18 protein-coding genes and 4 tRNA genes are annotated in these 18,692 nt (G+C 62.9%); 5 read left to right on the forward strand and 17 right to left on the reverse strand.

Annotated features, from left to right (window positions below):
* Nucleotides 1–114: 114 nt before the first annotated feature.
* The 14 genes from rpoB to IEX78_RS11170 all read right to left on the reverse strand — a co-directional run bounded on the left by rpoB (nucleotide 115) and on the right by IEX78_RS11170 (nucleotide 11,664).
* Nucleotides 115–3,615 (reverse strand): DNA-directed RNA polymerase subunit beta, encoded by a 3,501-nt coding sequence (gene rpoB, locus IEX78_RS11105; RefSeq protein WP_188828827.1) that lies wholly within the window; start codon nucleotides 3,613–3,615, stop codon nucleotides 115–117.
* 453 nt (nucleotides 3,616–4,068) lie between these two features.
* Nucleotides 4,069–5,127: an ABC transporter ATP-binding protein gene (locus IEX78_RS11110; RefSeq protein WP_308426531.1), complete on the reverse strand. Its 1,059-nt coding sequence runs from the start codon at nucleotides 5,125–5,127 to the stop codon at nucleotides 4,069–4,071.
* Nucleotides 5,128–5,360: 233 nt separating this feature from the next.
* Complete coding sequence (gene rplL / locus IEX78_RS11115; protein WP_188828828.1) at nucleotides 5,361–5,744, reverse strand: 50S ribosomal protein L7/L12; 384 nt, start codon at nucleotides 5,742–5,744, stop codon at nucleotides 5,361–5,363.
* A 66-nt stretch (nucleotides 5,745–5,810) separates the two neighbouring features.
* Entirely contained in the window at nucleotides 5,811–6,365 is a 555-nt protein-coding gene (gene rplJ, locus IEX78_RS11120) for a 50S ribosomal protein L10 (RefSeq protein WP_188828829.1), read from the reverse strand.
* A gap of 424 nt (nucleotides 6,366–6,789) precedes the next feature.
* Complete coding sequence (rplA, locus tag IEX78_RS11125) at nucleotides 6,790–7,503, reverse strand: 50S ribosomal protein L1 (RefSeq protein ID WP_188828830.1); 714 nt, start codon at nucleotides 7,501–7,503, stop codon at nucleotides 6,790–6,792.
* Nucleotides 7,504–7,580: 77 nt separating this feature from the next.
* Nucleotides 7,581–8,015: a 50S ribosomal protein L11 gene (gene rplK, locus IEX78_RS11130; RefSeq protein WP_019049397.1), complete on the reverse strand. Its 435-nt coding sequence runs from the start codon at nucleotides 8,013–8,015 to the stop codon at nucleotides 7,581–7,583.
* A 204-nt stretch (nucleotides 8,016–8,219) separates the two neighbouring features.
* Complete coding sequence (nusG, locus tag IEX78_RS11135) at nucleotides 8,220–9,023, reverse strand: transcription termination/antitermination protein NusG (RefSeq protein ID WP_188828831.1); 804 nt, start codon at nucleotides 9,021–9,023, stop codon at nucleotides 8,220–8,222.
* Nucleotides 9,024–9,135: 112 nt separating this feature from the next.
* Nucleotides 9,136–9,528 carry a preprotein translocase subunit SecE gene (secE, locus tag IEX78_RS11140; protein WP_188828832.1) on the reverse strand — a complete coding sequence of 131 codons (393 nt, stop codon included), beginning with the start codon at nucleotides 9,526–9,528 and terminating at the stop codon, nucleotides 9,136–9,138.
* Nucleotides 9,529–9,559: 31 nt separating this feature from the next.
* Nucleotides 9,560–9,632 (reverse strand) — tRNA-Trp (locus IEX78_RS11145).
* A gap of 164 nt (nucleotides 9,633–9,796) precedes the next feature.
* On the reverse strand, nucleotides 9,797–10,879 hold the full coding sequence (locus tag IEX78_RS11150; protein ID WP_308426532.1) for a fused (3R)-hydroxyacyl-ACP dehydratase subunits HadA/HadB: 1,083 nt from the start codon (nucleotides 10,877–10,879) through the stop codon (nucleotides 9,797–9,799).
* Nucleotides 10,880–10,960: 81 nt separating this feature from the next.
* Nucleotides 10,961–11,131, reverse strand: a complete 171-nt coding sequence (gene rpmG, locus IEX78_RS11155; RefSeq protein ID WP_019049401.1) for a 50S ribosomal protein L33 — start codon at nucleotides 11,129–11,131, stop codon at nucleotides 10,961–10,963.
* Between the two features lie 36 nt (nucleotides 11,132–11,167).
* Nucleotides 11,168–11,243: transfer RNA gene (locus IEX78_RS11160), tRNA-Met, on the reverse strand.
* A 61-nt stretch (nucleotides 11,244–11,304) separates the two neighbouring features.
* Nucleotides 11,305–11,377 (reverse strand) — tRNA-Thr (locus IEX78_RS11165).
* A gap of 204 nt (nucleotides 11,378–11,581) precedes the next feature.
* Nucleotides 11,582–11,664: transfer RNA gene (locus IEX78_RS11170), tRNA-Tyr, on the reverse strand.
* A gap of 193 nt (nucleotides 11,665–11,857) precedes the next feature.
* Between IEX78_RS11170 and IEX78_RS11175 the strand changes: the two genes are divergently transcribed.
* Nucleotides 11,858–12,349, forward strand: a complete 492-nt coding sequence (locus tag IEX78_RS11175) for a YajQ family cyclic di-GMP-binding protein (protein WP_188828833.1) — start codon at nucleotides 11,858–11,860, stop codon at nucleotides 12,347–12,349.
* A 3-nt stretch (nucleotides 12,350–12,352) separates the two neighbouring features.
* Here IEX78_RS11175 and htpX read toward each other — a convergent pair whose 3' ends face one another.
* Together htpX and IEX78_RS11185 are read right to left on the reverse strand one after the other, a co-directional pair.
* Nucleotides 12,353–13,249 carry a zinc metalloprotease HtpX gene (gene htpX / locus IEX78_RS11180; protein WP_188828834.1) on the reverse strand — a complete coding sequence of 299 codons (897 nt, stop codon included), beginning with the start codon at nucleotides 13,247–13,249 and terminating at the stop codon, nucleotides 12,353–12,355.
* Nucleotides 13,250–13,307: 58 nt separating this feature from the next.
* Complete coding sequence (locus IEX78_RS11185) at nucleotides 13,308–14,330, reverse strand: polyprenyl synthetase family protein (protein ID WP_308426533.1); 1,023 nt, start codon at nucleotides 14,328–14,330, stop codon at nucleotides 13,308–13,310.
* Between the two features lie 106 nt (nucleotides 14,331–14,436).
* Between IEX78_RS11185 and IEX78_RS11190 the strand changes: the two genes are divergently transcribed.
* Complete coding sequence (locus IEX78_RS11190; protein ID WP_188828835.1) at nucleotides 14,437–15,702, forward strand: geranylgeranyl reductase family protein; 1,266 nt, start codon at nucleotides 14,437–14,439, stop codon at nucleotides 15,700–15,702.
* Between the two features lies 1 nt (nucleotide 15,703).
* On the opposite strand, the gene IEX78_RS11195 is transcribed toward IEX78_RS11190, so the two are convergent.
* A complete protein-coding gene (locus IEX78_RS11195) occupies nucleotides 15,704–16,201 on the reverse strand; it encodes a DUF2505 domain-containing protein (protein WP_188828836.1) in 498 nt (165 codons plus the stop codon).
* A gap of 40 nt (nucleotides 16,202–16,241) precedes the next feature.
* Here IEX78_RS11195 and IEX78_RS11200 point away from each other — a divergent pair, with 40 nt between their 5' ends.
* Genes IEX78_RS11200 through IEX78_RS11210 form a run of 3 tightly spaced genes read left to right on the forward strand, consistent with a single transcriptional unit; the run spans nucleotide 16,242 to nucleotide 18,621 of the window.
* Nucleotides 16,242–16,682, forward strand: coding sequence for a DUF3592 domain-containing protein (locus tag IEX78_RS11200; RefSeq protein WP_188828837.1), 441 nt, complete (start codon nucleotides 16,242–16,244; stop codon nucleotides 16,680–16,682).
* 49 nt (nucleotides 16,683–16,731) lie between these two features.
* Nucleotides 16,732–17,874 (forward strand): glycosyltransferase family 4 protein, encoded by a 1,143-nt coding sequence (locus tag IEX78_RS11205; protein ID WP_229683878.1) that lies wholly within the window; start codon nucleotides 16,732–16,734, stop codon nucleotides 17,872–17,874.
* Nucleotides 17,875–17,907: 33 nt separating this feature from the next.
* Nucleotides 17,908–18,621, forward strand: coding sequence for a demethylmenaquinone methyltransferase (locus IEX78_RS11210; RefSeq protein WP_188828838.1), 714 nt, complete (start codon nucleotides 17,908–17,910; stop codon nucleotides 18,619–18,621).
* Nucleotides 18,622–18,692: the final 71 nt, after the last annotated feature.

An 18,692-nucleotide genomic window follows, 5' to 3' on the forward strand; every position in this document is an offset into this window, starting at 1 on the left:
TTCCTTTCCCCTATTCGGGTCGTCATTCATAAGATTCTCACCGAGCAACACGTGCTCGGGGCCCGGCGTCGGGTCGGTGCTCACATCCCTGCGCGCACCGACCCGGTTGCCTAACTAGTTCGCCAGATCGTCGACGGTTGCCGCTTCGTTCCTGGACAAGTTGATGCCCAGGTTCGCCGCGGCGCGCTCCAGATCCTCATCATCGCCATCACGCATCTCGATCGCGGCGCCGTCCGAAGACAGCACTTCCACGTTGAGGCACAGCGACTGAAGTTCCTTCAGGAGCACCTTGAACGACTCCGGAATGCCCGGCTCCGGAATGTTCTCGCCCTTGACGATGGCCTCGTAAACCTTCACGCGACCGACAACGTCGTCGGACTTGATGGTCAGGAGTTCCTGCAGCGTGTACGCCGCGCCGTAGGCCTGCATGGCCCAGCACTCCATTTCGCCGAAACGCTGACCACCGAACTGCGCCTTACCACCCAGCGGCTGCTGCGTGATCATCGAGTACGGGCCGGTCGAACGGGCGTGGATCTTGTCGTCGACCAGGTGGTGCAGCTTCAGGATGTACATGTAACCGACCGCGACCGGGTACGGGAACGGTTCACCCGAACGACCGTCGAACAGCGTGGCCTTGCCGTTCTCGTTGACCATGCGCTCACCGTCACGGTTCGGCAGGGTCGAGCCGAGCAGACCGGTGAGCTCGTTGTCCTTGGCACCATCGAACACCGGGGTGGCGATGTTGCTGTCGGCAGGAGCGCCAAGCATTTCCTCGGGCAGCGACGCGGCCCATTCGGGACGCGAGCCGTCTTCGCCGATCGGCACTTCCCAACCGGCCTTACCAATCCAACCCAGGTGGGTTTCCAGGATCTGGCCGATGTTCATACGACGCGGAACACCGTGGGTGTTCAGGATGATGTCGACGGGGGTGCCGTCAGGCATGAACGGCATGTCCTCAACGGGGAGGATCTTGCCGATAACGCCCTTGTTGCCGTGGCGACCGGCGAGCTTGTCGCCGTCCTGGATCTTGCGCTTCTGGGCAACGTAAACACGGACCAGTTCGTTGACGCCGGGAGGCAGATCGTCGTCGTCTTCACGCGAGAACACGCGAATGCCGATGACCTTGCCCGACTCACCGTGCGGAACCTTCAGCGAGGTGTCGCGCACTTCGCGCGCCTTCTCACCGAAGATCGCGCGCAGCAGGCGCTCCTCGGGGGTGAGCTCGGTCTCGCCCTTAGGCGTGACCTTGCCGACGAGGATGTCGCCGTCGCGGACCTCAGCACCGATACGGATGATGCCGCGCTCGTCGAGGTCAGCGAGGACCTCATCGGAGACGTTGGGGATGTCACGGGTGATTTCCTCGGCACCAAGCTTGGTGTCGCGGGCATCGATCTCGTGCTCTTCGATGTGAATCGAGGTGAGCACGTCGTCTTCAACGAGGCGCTGCGACAGGATGATCGCGTCCTCGTAGTTGTGACCTTCCCACGGCATAACCGCGACGAGCAGGTTCTTACCAAGGGCCATCTCACCGTTTTCGGTGCACGGACCGTCGGCCAGAACCTGGCCCTTCTCCACGCGCTGACCCTCATCGACGATGGGGCGCTGGTTGGAGCAGGTGCCCTGGTTAGAGCGGTTGAACTTGCGCATCCGGTAGGACTTGCGGCTGCCGTCGTCGGCCATCACGGTGACGTAATCGGCCGAGACCTCTTCGACAACGCCCGACTTCTCGTTGACGACAACGTCGCCAGCGTCGACAGCGGCACGCAGTTCCATACCGGTACCCACGATCGGGGACTCGGAACGGATCAGCGGGACAGCCTGACGCTGCATGTTCGCGCCCATGAGGGCACGGTTGGCGTCGTCGTGCTCAAGGAACGGAATCATGGCCGTCGCGACCGACACCATCTGGCGCGGCGAGATGTCCATGTAATCGACCTGAGCCGGGGTGACGAACTCGACCTCTTCGCCCGCACGACGGACGAGGACCTTCTCCTCGATGAAGCGACCCTCGGAGTCGACCGGCGAGTTGGCCTGCGCACGAACGTAACGGTCTTCTTCGTCAGCGGTGAGGTACTTGACCTCATCAGTGACCTTGCCGTCGACAACCTTGCGGTACGGCGTCTCGATGAAGCCGAACGGGTTGACCCGCGCGTACACCGAAAGCGAACCGATCAGGCCGATGTTCGGGCCTTCCGGGGTCTCAATCGGGCACATGCGGCCGTAGTGCGACGGGTGAACGTCACGAACCTCAAGGCCAGCGCGCTCACGGGACAGACCGCCGGGGCCAAGCGCCGAAAGACGACGCTTGTGGGTGAGACCCGAAAGCGGGTTGTTCTGGTCCATGAACTGCGACAGCTGCGAAGTTCCGAAGAACTCCTTGATCGCGGCGACGACCGGGCGAATGTTGATCAGGGTCTGCGGCGTGATCGCCTCGACGTCCTGAGTGGTCATACGCTCGCGGACAACGCGCTCCATGCGCGAAAGGCCGACGCGGATCTGGTTCTGGATCAGCTCGCCGACGGTACGAAGACGACGGTTACCGAAGTGGTCGATGTCGTCGACCTCGACGGGAACCTCTTCGCCGCCAGGCGCGGTCATCGTGCGATCACCCGCGTGCAGACGCACGAGGTATTCGATCGTGTCGACGATGTCTTCCTTGGTAAGCACCGAGGAAGTGACCGGCTTGTCGAGGTTGATGCCGAGCTTCTTATTGATCTTGTAGCGACCGACTCGCGCCAGGTCGTAGCGCTTCTCCTTGAAGAACAGGTTCTCCAAGAGGGTCTGCGCCGACTCCTTCGTCGGCGGCTCGCCCGGACGCAGCTTGCGGTAGATATCGAGCAGCGCCTCGTCCTGGCCGGGAGTGCTGTCCTTCTCCAGGGTCGACATCATGATCTCGGAGAAGCCGAAACGCTCGACAATCTCTTCCGACGTGAGGCCGAGGGCCTTGAGCAGCACGGTGACCGGCTGACGACGCTTGCGGTCGATACGGACACCAACGGTGTCGCGCTTATCGACATCGAATTCGAGCCACGCGCCACGCGACGGGATAACTCGAACCGAATGCAGGTCCTTCTCGGTGGTCTTGTCGATGCTGTGATCGAAGTAGACGCCCGGGGAACGGACCAGCTGCGAGACAACGACACGCTCGGTGCCGTTGATGATGAAGGTGCCCTTGTCGGTCATCATGGGGAAATCGCCCATGAACACCGTCTGGCTCTTGATCTCGCCGGTGTTGTTGTTAATGAATTCCGCGGTGACGAACAACGGCGCCGCGTAGGTCATGTCCTTCTCTTTGCACTCGTCAATCGAGGCCTTGACCTCTTCAAAACGAGGGTCAGAGAATGACAGCGACATTGAGCCGGAGAAGTCCTCAATCGGGGAGAGCTCCTCGAGCACCTCCTCGAGGCCGCCGGCGAGGCCGACGTCGCCGCGTGCGGCAGCCTTCTCACGCCAGTCGGGAGAACCGACCAGCCAGGCGAATGAATCTGTTTGTAGGTCGAGAAGTCCGGGCACCTCCAAGGGCTCACGGATTTTCGCGAAAGAAACCCGCTCAGGGGCTCCGGGGATTCCAGCCTTGGTCTGGGTGGAGACTGCCAAGATGCGTCCTTCCAGCACCTCACGCGCGTCGCGTGGTGGTCCGCGACCGTCGCTTACCTGCTACTTTGTTGAGATTCTCGCTGGTGACAGCCCGAACGAAACCAGAACAAGCAGCAACGGAAGTAACACCGGAAGGGTGGAACTTTCGTGTGCGAATAAAGGTGTGGACAGGAGGCAGCCAGCGCAACGTCCAAACTTACACCTATTGACACGAGCGTGTCAACATACCATCCGTGTGGCCGAGCACACGGCTAACGCGCCGAAGTCCTCTATCGCTGGCTGCGTTGAGGAATCTTGGCGCCGAACCCCTGCTAACAGCTGTCGCTGTTGTGAATAGGGTGACGGTTACAGCGCGGCGCGTCAAGTGGCGGAGCAATTCACACAGACGCCGCCCACAGCGAAGGGCCCGCCGGTTGGTGACCGACGGGCCCTTCGCGTGCGAAAACGCGCCTGCGAGGCGATGAGCGGGTACTAGTGACCCTTGTTCAAGATGCTCGACTGGTCGCTACCGTAAGCGGCCATCACCTGCGTGTCGTCGTTGTCTTCTTCAAGCGACTCGCGGATCGCGACCTGAGCGGCGTGCGGCAGGGTGTGCAGCGCTTCGCGCACACGCGCCCGACGACGGATGACCGCCTGTCGAACCGGCATACCCGGCGTTGCCTTCATCTGCGGGATGATGCCCTCGATCTCCTCGGCACCACCGTGGTGGTGACCGGCGTCGACCATGGCCTGCTCGCGGGCCATCTGAGCTTCGTCCTTCTCCTCGGACATACCGATCGGGCCGATCATGCGGCCGTTGAGGAACTGCTTGACCACCGGCTCTTCGGAGGTGAGCAGCACCTCGCGCGGGCCGAACATGACCAGCTGGCGACGGAAGAGCATGCCGATGTTGTCGGGCACGGTACGAGCCAGGTTGATGTTGTGCGTGACGATGAGGATCGTCGCGTCGATCTGGGCGTTGATGTCGATCAACAGCTGTGCCAGGTACGACGTACGCACCGGGTCGAGGCCCGAGTCAGGCTCGTCGACCAGGATGATCTGCGGGTCGAGAACAAGCGCGCGAGCCAGCCCGGCACGCTTGCGCATACCACCGGAGATCTCGCCGGGCAGCTTGTGCTCAGCACCGAGCAGACCGGTTAGCTCAAGCTTCTCCATCACAATGCGACGGATTTCGCTCTCCGACTTCTTAGTGTGTTCCCGAAGCGGGAACGCCACATTGTCGAACAGGTGCATCGAGCCGAAGAGCGCGCCGTCCTGGAACAGCACGCCGAACAACTTACGGATCTCGTACAACTCTTTGTTCGAACAAGTGGTGATATCGGTTCCGTCGATGAAAATCGACCCACGCTCCGGACGCAACAGCCCGATAAGCGACTTCAAGAACACGGACTTACCCGTACCCGATGGGCCGAGCAGCGCGCTCACCTCACCCGATGGGAGCGTGATGGACACGTCCTGCCAAATACGCTGCGAACCGAAGGACTTAGTTACGCCCTCAGTCCTGACCTCGACGCCCACGACTACCTCCATTGATCCCTGCGAGCACCCCACCCTGCATCCGCGCGCTCACATCATGAAGATGCGTCACGACTCTGTGGGTCGGGTCACTGTAACCCATCGGTGAGACGCGGCACACCCCTACTTGACGCAAGGGTAACCCCAACCGGTCGGTACAGCGTGTATCACTTTCGCACGTTGGGGTGAATAACAAACAGGCGGCCCCAAAAATGGGACCGCCTGTTTGAAAAACGCGAAGCGCGGAATTACTTGACCGCAACCTTGGCGCCGGCCTCTTCGAGCTTGGCCTTGGCAGCCTCGGCGGCGTCCTTGGCAACCTTCTCGAGGATCGGCTTCGGGGCGCCCTCGACGAGGTCCTTGGCTTCCTTGAGGCCCAGGCCCGAGACGATCTCACGGACGACCTTGATGACCTGGATCTTCTTGTCGCCAGCCGACTCGAGGATCACGTCGAACTCGTCCTGCTCTTCGGCGGCCTCGGCCGGGGCAGCGCCACCGGCAACGGCGACGGCCACGGGGGCAGCGGCGGTGACCTCGAAGGTCTCCTCGAAGACCTTGACGAACTCAGCGAGCTCGAGCAGGGTCAGCTCCTTGAAAGCGCCAATCAGTTCTTCGGTGCTCAGCTTAGCCATGATGGTGTTCCTTCCGATGTGGTACTTCGGGCCGCTACACACGGCCCAAAGCGGGTATTAGTGGTCTTATTCGGCCGCGGCGGGCTCGGCCGCAGGGGCGCCACCCTCGCTCGTGCGCTTCTCAAGCAGGGCCTGGGCGAGCCGGGCGATCTGCGAAGCAGGAGCGTTGAACAGGCCTGCGGCCTGTGCGGGCTTGGCCTTGAACGCGCCAGCGAGCTTGGCAAGCAGCACCTCGCGCGAGTCGAGGTCAGCGATACGCTCGACCTCGGCCACGGACAGCGCTTTGCCGTCCATGTACCCGCCCTTGATGATGAGGGCCTTGTTCTCCTTGGCGAACTGCTTGATCGCCTTGGCAGCGTCGACCGGCTCACCCTCGATGAAGGTGATAGCGGTCGGGCCGACGAACAGCTCGTCAAGGCCCACGACGCCGGCTTCACCGGCAGCGAGCTTGACCAGGGTGTTCTTGGCGACGGAGTAGGTAGCCCCCGCGCCGAGCGCGCGACGCAGCTCCGTGAGCTTGCCGACCGAAAGACCACGGTATTCCGTGACAACGGTGGCCGTCGAGTTCTTGAACTGCTCCGCGATCTCCGCGACAGCGGTGACCTTTTCAGGCTTAGCCATACTTCGCCTCCTCTCTGATGTCGGTTCGTGGTGCACTACCGAGTTTCAGGGGCCAGCGACAAAACGAACGCCCCGGACGCAGGGCGTACCGGGGCGTGAAAATAAGAAATATTCTCGGCCTCAGCTCAACCTGCGTGGGCCGCCAGCAATGTCGCTGGACCTTCGATTGATCTCGGGCGAACCCGAACATCAACGACCTACGGTCTTCGGTAGAACGATGGGTTGGTCTCCGAGGATGTATGCACATCCCGTATGACCATGGACTACTGTACCCGCACCTACCCCCATCTGCCAAAACGGGGGTCGCGTTAGCGAAAACTGATGCGCGACAACGTGATTGGTGCGTCGCCGAGAAAGCGAAAGCGGGCACGTGCTCGAAAGCACATGCCCGCTCCGCTGCTCACGCTAGGCGCTAGCTAGAAGCTCACGCATCCTCGTCGAGGAGGTTGCGGGTGCGGTTCGGGTCCACCGGGATGCCCGGGCCGGTGTTGGTCGAAACCGTGATCTTCTTGACGTAGCGACCCTTAGCGGTCGACGGCTTCACACGCAGGATCTCCTCAAGCGCGGCACCGTAGTTCTCCACCAGCTTGGCATCGTCGAAGGACGCCTTGCCGATGACGAAGTGCAGGTTGGCCTGCTTGTCGACGCGGAAGTTGATCTTGCCGCCCTTGATCTCGTTGACGGCCTTGGTCACATCGTTGGTGACGGTGCCCGTCTTGGGGTTCGGCATCAGACCACGCGGGCCGAGGACACGCGCGATGCGGCCGACCTTGGCCATCTGATCCGGGGTGGCGATCGCGGCGTCGAAGTCGAGCCAGCCGCCCTGGATGCGCTCGATCAGGTCCTCAGCGCCAACGGCGTCGGCGCCAGCGGCCTCAGCCTCGGACGCCTTTTCGCCAGCGGCGAAGACGATGACGCGGGCGGTCTTACCGGTGCCGTGCGGCAGGTTGACGGTGCCACGGACCATCTGATCGGCCTTGCGGGGATCAACGCCGAGACGGACGGCAACCTCAACGGTGGCGTCGGTCTTGGTGGAGGAGGTCTCCTTGGCGAGACGGGCGGCAGCGAGCGGCGAGTACAGCGCGTCGCGGTCGACCTTCTCAGCAGCGGCGAGGTACGCCTTGCTTCGTTTTGCCATGATTTTCTGTCCTTAATGTTTCGAGTTCAGACGTGGTTGCGTCGGGCCTGGCCGGCCCTCCCACATGAGCGCGAGGCTCAGCCTTCGACGGTGATACCCATCGAACGCGCGGTACCAGCGATGATCTTGGCGGCCTGATCGAGATCAGTGGCGTTGAGATCCTCGGCCTTGGTCTTGGCGATCTCGCGGACCTGGTCCATCGTGACCTTGGCGACCTTGGTCTTGTGCGGCTCAGCCGAGCCCTTCTGCACACCAGCGGCCTTGAGCAGCAGGCGAGCGGCAGGCGGGGTCTTCAGCTTGAAGTCGAACGTGCGGTCTTCGTAAACCGAGATCTCGACCGGGATGACGTTGCCACGCTGCGACTCGGTCGCGGCGTTGTACGCCTTGCAGAACTCCATGATGTTCACGCCGTGCTGACCAAGCGCGGGACCAACCGGCGGAGCCGGGTTAGCGGCGCCGGCCTGGATCTGCAGCTTGATGATCCCGGCGAGCTTCTTCTTCTTGGGGGGCATCTTTCTTCCTTGGCTTTCTTGGGTCGGTTCCTTACGGGTGCCGTAAGCCTCGTATCCGCGCACGACAGGACCCGCCTAAAAGTGCGGGGAATCAGAGCACGAACCATCACACTCTACCGAATGACGGCATAAACCCAGCAATCGGGTCTTGCAACGCGAAACGGCACCGCCGAAAAGCGGTGCCGTTTGCGGAGTTTGGAAAAACTAGATCTTGGAGACCTGGTTGAAGCCGAGCTCGACTGGCGTCTCGCGACCGAAGATCGAAACGAGCACCTTGAGCTTCTGCTGCTCGGCGTTGACCTCGGAGATCGAAGCGGGCAGCGTCGCGAACGGGCCGTCCATGACGGTGACCGACTCGCCAACCTCGAAGTCGACCTCGATGATCGGCTTGGCAGCCACATCGCCGGACTCGTTGGTGGCACCAGCGGTAGCGCCAGCGGTCTTCTTGACCTGCTTGGCAGCCGGGACAAGGAACTTCACGACCTCGGTGATGGTGAGCGGGGTCGGCTTCGCGCCGGGACCGCCGCCGGTCATGCCGACGAAGCCGGTGACGCCGGGGGTGTTGCGAACCGCGCCCCACGACTCGTTGTTGAGTTCCATGCGAACGAGGATGTAGCCCGGCAGCACCTTGCGGTTGATGTTCTTGCGCTGACCGTTCTTGATCTCGGTGACCTCTTCGGTCGGGACCTCGACCTGGAAGATGTAGTCCTCAAGACCGAGGTTCTGCACGCGGGTCTCAAGGTTGGTCTTGACCTTGTTCTCGTAACCGGCGTAGGAGTGCACGACGTACCAGTCGCCGGGCAGGCGGCGCAGCTTGAGCTTCATCGACGCGATCGGATCCGCTTCGGGATCTTCCTCGGTCGGCACGTCCTCGACGAGGGCGGCCTCTTCTTCGATCGCTTCGGCTTCGGCGACCACGTCGGTGGTCTCCACCTCAGGGAGTGCGTTGTCGGCCAGGGTGTCGTCGACCGGGAACTCGTCGTTGGTTTCGTTCTCCGGGGTGCTCACTGAGGCACTCGCTTCCTGTGTCGTCTGCGTACGTCGTTGGGTTTCGGGCGCGCTAGTTCCATCAATTATCCGCGTGAAAATCGCGAACCGGGCGGTGCGCGGGGCTCGGCAGTTAGCCGAACAGCCAGTCGACACCCGAGATGAACGCCACATCAATCCCGTAGATGAACGCGACCATGAAGACCACGAACACCAAAACGACGGTCGTGTAGGTGACCATCTGCTTGCGGTTGGGCCAGATGACCTTGCGCAGTTCCGAGACAACTTGCTTCAGGAACTCAAGGAGGGCCGCGAACGGATTGCGGCGCGCTGCTTTGTCTTTCGCGGCCTTGCGCGAAGCGGACTTGGCCCGCGCTGGCCGGTCGAGAGTGGCGACCGCGCCGGAATCCGCAGCGTCCGATGACGCGGAGCCGCGCACCCGCCGGGTGCCACGCTTGCCGCTCGGCCGAGTGGCAGCGGCGGTGTCGTCGCCTTGTTCGGCGTCGGTATCCCGCTCGTCGCTCACGTCGATCCCTTCTCGTCGCTAGGCATTGTTGCAGGGGCGACAGGACTTGAACCTGCAACCTGCGGTTTTGGAGACCGCTGCTCTGCCAATTGAGCTACGCCCCTTTGGACGGATAAACCGCTTGCGGTAAATCCAGCCTCAGCTTCTGGGACTTCGCACCCGCGCTTGTACTGCGCAGGAGCTCGACCCCAGATTTCCGAGTGTAGAGCACGCGACGCCGAAATTGCCAATCCGATGCCGCGTGCTCGCCGAAACCCTGGTCAGCGGGCTAAGCCGACAGCGCGACGGTGGCTGTCGCGCGACCAAAGATCTTTTTGCCCGCCGACTTCGCGACGATGGCGATGACGGCCGTGCGCGTTTCCGGGTCGATCGACTTCACCTTGCCAGTGAATTCCACCTCAGCTGGCGTCTGCGCGCCGACGTAAACCGGGCTCGTGAAGCGCACGTTGTACTCGCGAACCGCGCCCGGGTCGCCAAGCCACGAGCTGACGAATCCGCCGCCAATGCCCATCGTGAGCATGCCGTGGGCGACAACGTCGTCGAGGCCGACGAGCTTGACGACCTCATCGGACCAGTGGATGGGGTTGGCGTCGCCGGAGACGCCCGCGTAGTTGACCAAATCGCCGCGCGAGATGCGGACTTTGCGCGGTGGCAGCTCGTCACCGACGGCGACGCTGTCGAAGGCGCGCGCGTGCGTTGTGACGGTCGGCGCCGGTTCTTTGGTGACCGGATCGGGCGTGATAGCGGCGTGCTCGTCGATGGGGATGACCGGCGTCGCGTTCTGTTCGCCAAGGCCGTGCATGAGCACATTGCGAACCGCGGTCGACATTTCCGGGTCGATGTCGCCACCGCTGCGCCCGACCAGCGTGGTGTAGGTCGTGAGCACCAGCTCATCGTCTTGGGCAGTGACGATGTTCTTCGTCACAATGATGTCGCCGCCGAAGGCTTGGCGGAAGGAATGCAGATACACATCGCAGGTGAGTTTGTCGCCAACGTGAACGGGTCGGTGGAACTCAAGAATCTGATCGGTGTGCATGACCTGGCTCAGGTCGTAACCGGTGACAACCTGTTCGAACAACTTGCGCTGGGCGAGCAAGCCGGCGAGGGAAATGAACGTGAGCGGGGCGAGTAGGCCCTCGTATCCGTACTCGGCGGCGGCGTCTTCATCCCAGTGCACCGGGTGGTAGTCCTGTACGGCTCGGGCGTATTCGCGTACCTTCTCGCGACCAACCTCGTAGAAATCGTCTACGCGGTAGTGGTGGCCGACCATCGACGCCGCGTGTGCGGCCGGGTCGAAGGTTGCGCCTGTTTCGAGCAGTGCCGCTTCATCGGTTCCGGTGTTGACAGTCACATACGCGACCTTAACCTACCCACAAAAAGCACAAAGGCCGGACTTTCGTCCGACCTTTGCGTAAAACTGTGCTGCTTGAAATTAGCGCGATTCGCGGTGCGCCCGGTGGGTTCCGCAGTTCGGGCAGAACTTCTTCAGCTCAAGACGATCCGGGTCGTTGCGCCGGTTCTTCTTGGTGATGTAGTTGCGGTGCTTGCACTCTTCGCAGGCCAAGGTGATCTTTGGCCGGACATCGGTGGACTTCGCGGCCACGATTTGCCTTCTTTCCGGGTGGGCTTGAGTCGTTATTGGTAGCGATGGCCGGACTTGAACCGGCGACACAACGATTATGAGTCGTTTGCTCTACCGACTGAGCTACACCGCCACGGCGGACCTATCACGATGATGCCGCTCGGTAGGTTGGCGTCACCACCGGCAATCCGGCGAGCCCCCTAACGGAATCGAACCGTTGACCTTTTCCTTACCATGGAAACGCTCTACCGACTGAGCTAAGGGGGCATGACTTCGTGGCACAGTGTCTGCATCAGCGGACTGATCCCTGACTCCGTGCTCCGGCGTCGAGAGAGAACATTACACAACGCATACGATGAGTACCAAATCGCCAGGTGAGAGCACGTTTTCCAGACAAACGCGAGCAACAGCAAGCCACTCCCCCAAACCAAAGAACCCCGCCAGTCTCGTTAAGACTGACGGGGTTCGTTGTGGCAGATGTAGGATTCGAACCTACGTAGGCTTTCGCCGACGGATTTACAGTCCGCTCCCATTGGCCGCTCGGGCAATCTGCCGTGTGCGCCGCATTCGGTGCGTTCAGAATCCTACAACGAACCCCCGGCAATAATGCAAACCGCCTGCGTAAGTGCCCCGTTTGCACCCTTGGGCAACCTTAGCGGGTACAACTGTTTGGGCGCGACGACCGTTGATGGTCGGTCGCGGAGACAGAACGTGCATCGGGTGTGCAACCAACGACAGGAGTGCGGTGTGGCCGATTCGTCATTCGACGTGGTGAGCAAGGTCGATCGTCAGGAGGTCGATAACGCGCTGCATCAGGCGGAGAAAGAGCTGGGTTCGCGCTACGACTTCAAGGGCACCGACGCGGCGATCGAGTGGTCGGGTGAGGAGAAGATCGTCCTTACCGCCAATGCCGAAGAGCGCGTTGTCGCCGCTTTGGACGTGTTCAAGGAGAAGCTGATCCGCCGCGATATCTCGCTCAAGGCGTTCGAAGCGGGCGAGCCGCAGGCGTCGGGCAAGGTTTTCAAGATCACCGGCACATTGGTGCAGGGGATTGACGCGGAGAAGGCGAAGAAGATCTCGAAGAAGATCCGCGACGAGGGCCCCAAGGGCGTCAAGGCGCAGATTCAAGGCGAGGAGCTGCGGGTAAGCAGCAAGAAGCGCGACGATCTACAAGAGGTAATTTCGCTGCTCAAGGGCGAGGATTTCGGTATCGCCTTGCAGTTTGTGAACTACCGCTAGCTGCTAGCCGGTTGGCCCGTGGTCTTCGCCACGCGCCAACCGTTCTAGTCGTGCGATGCGGTCGGCCATCGGGGGGTGGGTGGAAAACAGGCGCGTTCCGCGTTCGCCCATGCGGAACGGGTTGGCGATCATCAGATGCGACTCGGTCGCGAGCTTGGGCTCGGGCGGCAGTGGCGCCGATTGCACGCCGCGTTCGATTTTGCGCAGCGCGGAAGCGAGCGCGAGCGGGTCGCCGGTGAGTTCGGCACCGGATTGGTCGGCCTGATACTCCCGCGACCGGGAAACGGCCAGCTTTATCAGGGTCGCGGCGATCGGGCCTAGTAGCGAAACCAGGACCATCCCGAGAAAATTCGGCCCTTCGCCGTTGCCGCGCCCGCCGAACGCCCCTGCGAAAAAGGCAAGGTTGGCCAGCCCGGTGATCACCGAGGCAAGCGCGCCCGCCACTGACGAAATCAGAATGTCGCGGTTGTAGACGTGGGACAGTTCGTGCCCAAGTACCGCGCGTAGTTCGCGTTCATCGAGCACATTCAAAATTCCGGTGGTGCAACAGACCGCGGCGTGACGCGGATTTCGCCCGGTGGCGAAGGCGTTCGGCGACGCCGTCGGCGAGATGTAGAGGCGCGGCATCGGCTGTCGTGCCGCCGTTGCCAACTCCCGCACGATGCGATACATGACCGGCGCTTCCAGTTCGCTGACCGGTTGCGCGTGCATGGCCTTCAACGCCAGCTTGTCGCTGTTGAAGTAGGCGTAGACGTTCATCCCGACCGCGAGTAGCACCGAGATGAACAGGATCGTTGGGCTGCGAAACATGGCCCCGATGACCACGATCAGCGTTGACATCGCGACCATCAGCCCGAAGGTCTTGATCCCGTTCGTAAGGGACGAATGCGATGACGACATGGCAATCCAACGTTTGCCAGATCGGCCAAGTTCCGAGCGTGACGGGCGCGACTGACGCTTAGCCGACCCGTTCGATGGTGTAGCGAACGAGTCGGGTGAGCGCGTCGTTGGCAGGGCCCGCCGGTAGCGCGGCCAGTTCGGCGTCGGCGAGGTCGGCGTACTCGGCGAGTTTCGCCTTCGCCTGTGCCATGCCGGGCGAGCGACGCAGCAGTTCGAGCGCTTCGTCGACTTCGGCGTCGGTCTCCAGCGGCTTCGCGAGCAAAACGCGAAGACGTTCGGCGTCGGCGTCGTTCCCGCGCAGCGCGTAGAGGACGGGCAGCGTGTGCACGCCTTCGCGCAGGTCGGTGCCTGGCGTTTTGCCCGACTGCTCGGCTGAGGACGCGATGTCGATGATGTCGTCAGAGATCTGGAACGCGGTGCCGACGGCGTCGCCGAGGCGTGCGAGTCGCTCGACCTGTTCGGTGTCGGCACCGGAGAACGTGCCGCCGAAGCGACCCGACGCGGCGATCAGCGAGCCGGTCTTCTCCCACACCACGCGCAGGTAATGCTCGACCGGGTCCTGAATTCCCTTGGCGCCCATGGTTTCTCGCATCTGGCCGGTGACCAGTTCAGCGAAAGTTTCGGCGATAATGCGCACCGCGTCCGGACCAAGCGTGGACGTGAGCCGCGACGCGTGCGCGAACAGGTAGTCGCCAGCGAGGATCGCGATGTTGTTGCCCCACCGCGCGTTGACGCTGACCGCACCACGACGCGCGGGCGCTTCGTCCATCACGTCGTCGTGATAAAGCGTTGCCAAATGCACCAATTCGACAACGGTGCCGGCGGTGACCAACGCGGGATCGGTTGGTTTGGGCCCAAGTTGGCCGGTGAGCACGGTGAACAGCGGACGGAACCGCTTGCCGCCAGCGCGCGCGAGATGCAGCGCGGCTTCGTGCAAAAACTCTTCGCCGTCGGAAAGCTCAGCGACAAGCAGTTGCTCGACCGCGGCAAGCGCTTCACGGACGGTCGCGGCGAGTTCGGGGTCGCCGAGATCGACTCCGGCAACCACGGTGGATTCCTCGCTCACAGCCGATGTGCTCATTATCTTCTCCCAGCGATGCGTCCGACCCCGACGGGTAGCAACCTAGCGTGTATACCCGGTGTACCCGACACTCTCGCATAGCGCTCGTTGGTGCCACTATTGAGCCATGGGTTCAACCGATTCCTCCGCAACCGCGCACCCGCCGCTGCCCGCGACCACTGAGATCGTCGTTGTAGGCGCTGGACCTGCGGGTTCGTCGGCTGCGGCGTGGGCGGCGCGTGCTGGTCGCGCGGTGCTGTTGCTCGATTCCGCGGTGTTCCCGCGCGATAAAACCTGTGGCGACGGCCTCACTCCGCGCGCGACGTTGGAGTTGGAAAAGCTCGGTTTAGGCGACTGGGTGCGCGCGCACACGGTCAATCACGGTCTGCGGATGGCGGGTTTCGGCAAGGAAGCGTTGCTGCCGTGGCCGGGCGGGTCGTTCCCCACGTACGGAAGTGCCGTTCCCCGAACCGAACTCGACGACAAGCTGCGCGAGACCGCGATTAAAGCGGGGGCGCACATGGTCGACGGGGCGAAAGTCGTTGAGCTGCTTCGTGACGGCGACCGCGTCACGGGCGTCGTCGTTCGCGTTGGCGACGCGACGCACACGGTTCGCACGAACACGCTCATCGTCGCCGACGGCGTCCGCTCGCCGATCGGAAAACAGTTGGGCCGCACCTGGCATCGCCGTTTCGCCTACGGCACCGCGGCCCGCGCGTACATCCGCTCGGCACGCCACGACGACAGTTGGATTTCGTCGCATCTCGAATTGCGCAATGCCTCAGGCGAATTGGTGCCCGGCTATGGCTGGATCTTCCCGCTTGGCAATGGTGAGGTGAACATCGGCGTTGGGTCGCTTGCCACCGAGGCGCGCCCGTCGCATGTGGCGTTGAAGCCGCTGATCGAGCATTACACGCGAACCCAACGCGAAGAGTGGGGTTTCGAAGGAGAACTGCGGGCGGTCGCGTCGGCGCTGTTGCCGATGGGCGGCGCGGTGTCGGGGGTGGCTGGCCCGAACTGGGCGCTCGTTGGCGACGCCGCCGGGTGTGTGAATCCGCTCAATGGCGAGGGCATCGATTACGGGCTCGAAGGTGGTCGACTGCTCGCTGACCTGCTCGATGAGCCTGATTTGAGTGTGGTGTGGCCGGAAACGCTACGCAGCCATTACGGGCGCACGTTCTCGGTCGCGCGCAGGCTCGCCGGGCTCGCGACCCACCCGCGCATGGTTCCGCTCGGCGGCCCGCCGGTGATGCGGTCGAGCTACCTCATGCGAACCGCGGTGCGTGTGATGGGCAACCTCGTCACAGAGGAAGACGATGACCTCACGGCCCGCGCGTGGCGAGCCGCGGGCCGGGCGTCACTGCGCGCTGACGAACTCGCGCCGTTCGCGTGAATTAAGCGCTTACACACCAGTTTTCGATGAACTTCCGCTCTGAGTTGAGCACCCGCTGATGGAGCTGTTCGGCGAGCGGTTCGATCGCGCCGCCGACGAACGGCACCTTCACGGTGACGGTGCCGACAACCTCGATCTCGGACCCCTCAGCGGTGGGGCGCAGTTCGTAGGTGCCAGACATTTCGGTGGTGATGCCACCGGTGTTGCCGACGAATTCGCCGCTCGCGGTTTCGCCGGTCAGCGGGCCCCAATTGTCGGTGCGTTCAAGCACCAAATCGGATTTCATCACCTTGCGCACCAGGCCGGGAACCTTGTCCTTTGCTGGCCTTTCGGTCATATGAATGCGAATGGTTTCTGGCCCGTTGGGATGGGTTAGGTCGAGGGTGGCGGTGTCGGTTTCGGCGAAGCGCGCGTGCCAAACCGCATCGTCGGTAATCGCCCGGTGAAGCTCTTCTACCGGGACTGCGTATTGCACGGTGAAGCTGAATTTTCGGGACATGCCCGCACACGCTAGTCCAGGGGCCTTATAGGGTGGCGGGGTGTCGGAAACCAGTCAGTCGCTTGGGCGGACCACACGCCTGCGACGGGCGCGGCGGGCCGTGCTGATCGTCGCGACAGCTATCAGCGTGCTGATGGTGTTGCTGGTGTTGGCGGCATGGCGCAACGACCTGGAAATCTCGCACAATCGCGGCGTGACCTCGGGTGAAGTGATTTCGGCCGGCCGGTTGCGGTCGGCGGTGAGCTACGTGACGCCCGACGGCGTGACCCACAATCCCAAGGTCGGCATTCTGTATCCGACCAACCTCACCGCTGGCATGCGCATCAACGTCGAATACAGCACCAACGACCCCGACCTCGTTCGCGTTGCCGGGCGTGACGCGAGCGTCGCTGTTGTCCCCGCCGCCTCGGTGATCGTCGTTGTCTGGGCGATCGCGCTGCCGCTGCTCGTGCTGATTCGCCGCAAACAGCGGCAGGGGTAATTCGTCCGCTGTTCGCCGAGCGGTCATGTCGGTCGGCCACGCTTGAGCGGTGCGCGTAGCCATCGTCTCGGAGTCATTTCTGCCGAACATGAACGGCGTGGTCAATTCCGTCCTTCGGGTGCTCGATCATCTCGAAGCTGGCGGTCATGAGGCGATGATCGTCGCGCCGGACACCTTGCGCGGCCAAGAGCCAGCGCCGCGCACGCACGGTCGGTTTCGGGTGCATCGGGTGCCCGCCATGATGGTGCCGAAGGTGTCGTCGCTCCCAGTTGGGTTGCCGCAGCCGGGAATTACCAAAGCAATCGCCGATTTCGACCCTGATGTTGTGCATCTCGCTTCGCCGTTTCTGCTTGGCGCTGGCGGGTTGGCCGCCGCGACACGGTTGGATCTGCCGACGATCGCGGTGTACCAAACCGACGTTGCTGGCTTCGCGAAAAGTTATGGGCTCGGGATTGCCGCACGAGCGGCGTGGGCCTGGACGCGACGGATTCACGAAGGGTCGACGCGCACGCTCGCTCCGTCGTCGGCAGCGGCCGCTGACCTGGTCGAACATGGGATTCCGCGCGTGCATCGGTGGGGGCGCGGGGTCGATATCGAGCGGTTCGCGCCTACGCGGCGGTCGGCGGAATTGCGCGCGTCGTGGATTGGCGAATCCGACCGACTCGTCGTTGGTTTCGTTGGTCGGCTCGCGCCGGAAAAGCATGTCGAGCGACTTGCCGCATTGGCTGCCGATTCGTCGATTCAGCTGGTCATCGTTGGTGGCGGGCCCGAGCGCGCGAAACTCGCCAAGCTCATGCCGACCGCGATTTTCACCGGTGAACTCGGCGGCACCGAGCTCGCGACGCATTACGCGAGTCTCGACGTGATGGTCCATCCCGGCGAGCACGAAACGTTCTGTCAGGGCGTTCAAGAAGCGCTCGCGTCGGGAGTGCCAGTCATCGGGCCGGATGCGGGCGGCCCGCGCGACCTAATTGCCCACTGCCGCAACGGATATCTGCTGCCGGTGAGCCGGTTCGCTGAGCTGTTGCCAAGCGCGGTCACGTCGTTGCGTGACGACGTAGGACGTGCCCGCTTCGCCGCATCAGCTCGAAAGTCGGTGCTACACCGCACCTGGCCCGCGATCTGCACCGAACTCATGACCCACTACGCCGAGGTCACCGGCACTGACCAGCGCCTTGCCCGCTCGGCCTGAACCCTGTCGCGTGCGGCGGATAAGCTGAAAATCGTGGCGACAACAGAGCAGCGCAAACCCGTTCGGGCTTCGCTTGATAAGCAACCCCACGAGGTCGCGTCGATGTTCGACGGAGTGGCGAAACGCTACGACCTCACCAACACGGTTATCTCCGCAGGCCAGGATCGGTACTGGCGTTGGGCGACGCGCCGGGCCGTCGCGCCGCGACCGGGCGAACGCGTGCTCGACCTCGCGGCTGGCACTGGCGTTTCGACGGTCGAACTTGGCAAGTCGGGCGCGTGGTGTGTGGCGACGGACTTTTCGCAGGGGATGCTCGCCGCCGGGCGGTTCCGTCGGGTGCCGATGGTTGCTGGCGACGCGATGGCGTTGCCGTTTGCCGACAATTCCTTCGACGCGGTCACCATCTCGTTTGGGCTGCGCAATGTCGCCGACATCGACCTCGCGCTGCGCGAGATGTGGCGCGTCACCAAGCCGGGCGGTCGCGTTGTCGTCTGCGAATTCTCCACGCCGGTCTTCGCGCCGTTCCGCACGGTGTACATGGAGTACTTGATGAAGGCACTCCCCCGCGTCGCGCGTGCGGTGAGTTCGAACCCGGATGCTTACGTTTACCTAGCCGAGTCGATCCGGGCGTGGCCGAACCAGCGGCGCTTGGCCCGTCGCATCGGCGAAGCTGGCTGGGATCAGGTCCAGTGGCGCGACCTCACCGGCGGGATCGTCGCACTTCATCGGGCTTACAAACTGGGGTGATCCTGCCCACATCGACCTCACCGTCCGGATTTTCGGCGGTGAGGTCTTTTGTCACCTGGACCTAACGTTCA

Origin of the sequence: Nocardia camponoti, assembly GCF_014646135.1 — a bacterium.
Classification (GTDB): domain Bacteria; phylum Actinomycetota; class Actinomycetes; order Mycobacteriales; family Mycobacteriaceae; genus Nocardia; species Nocardia camponoti.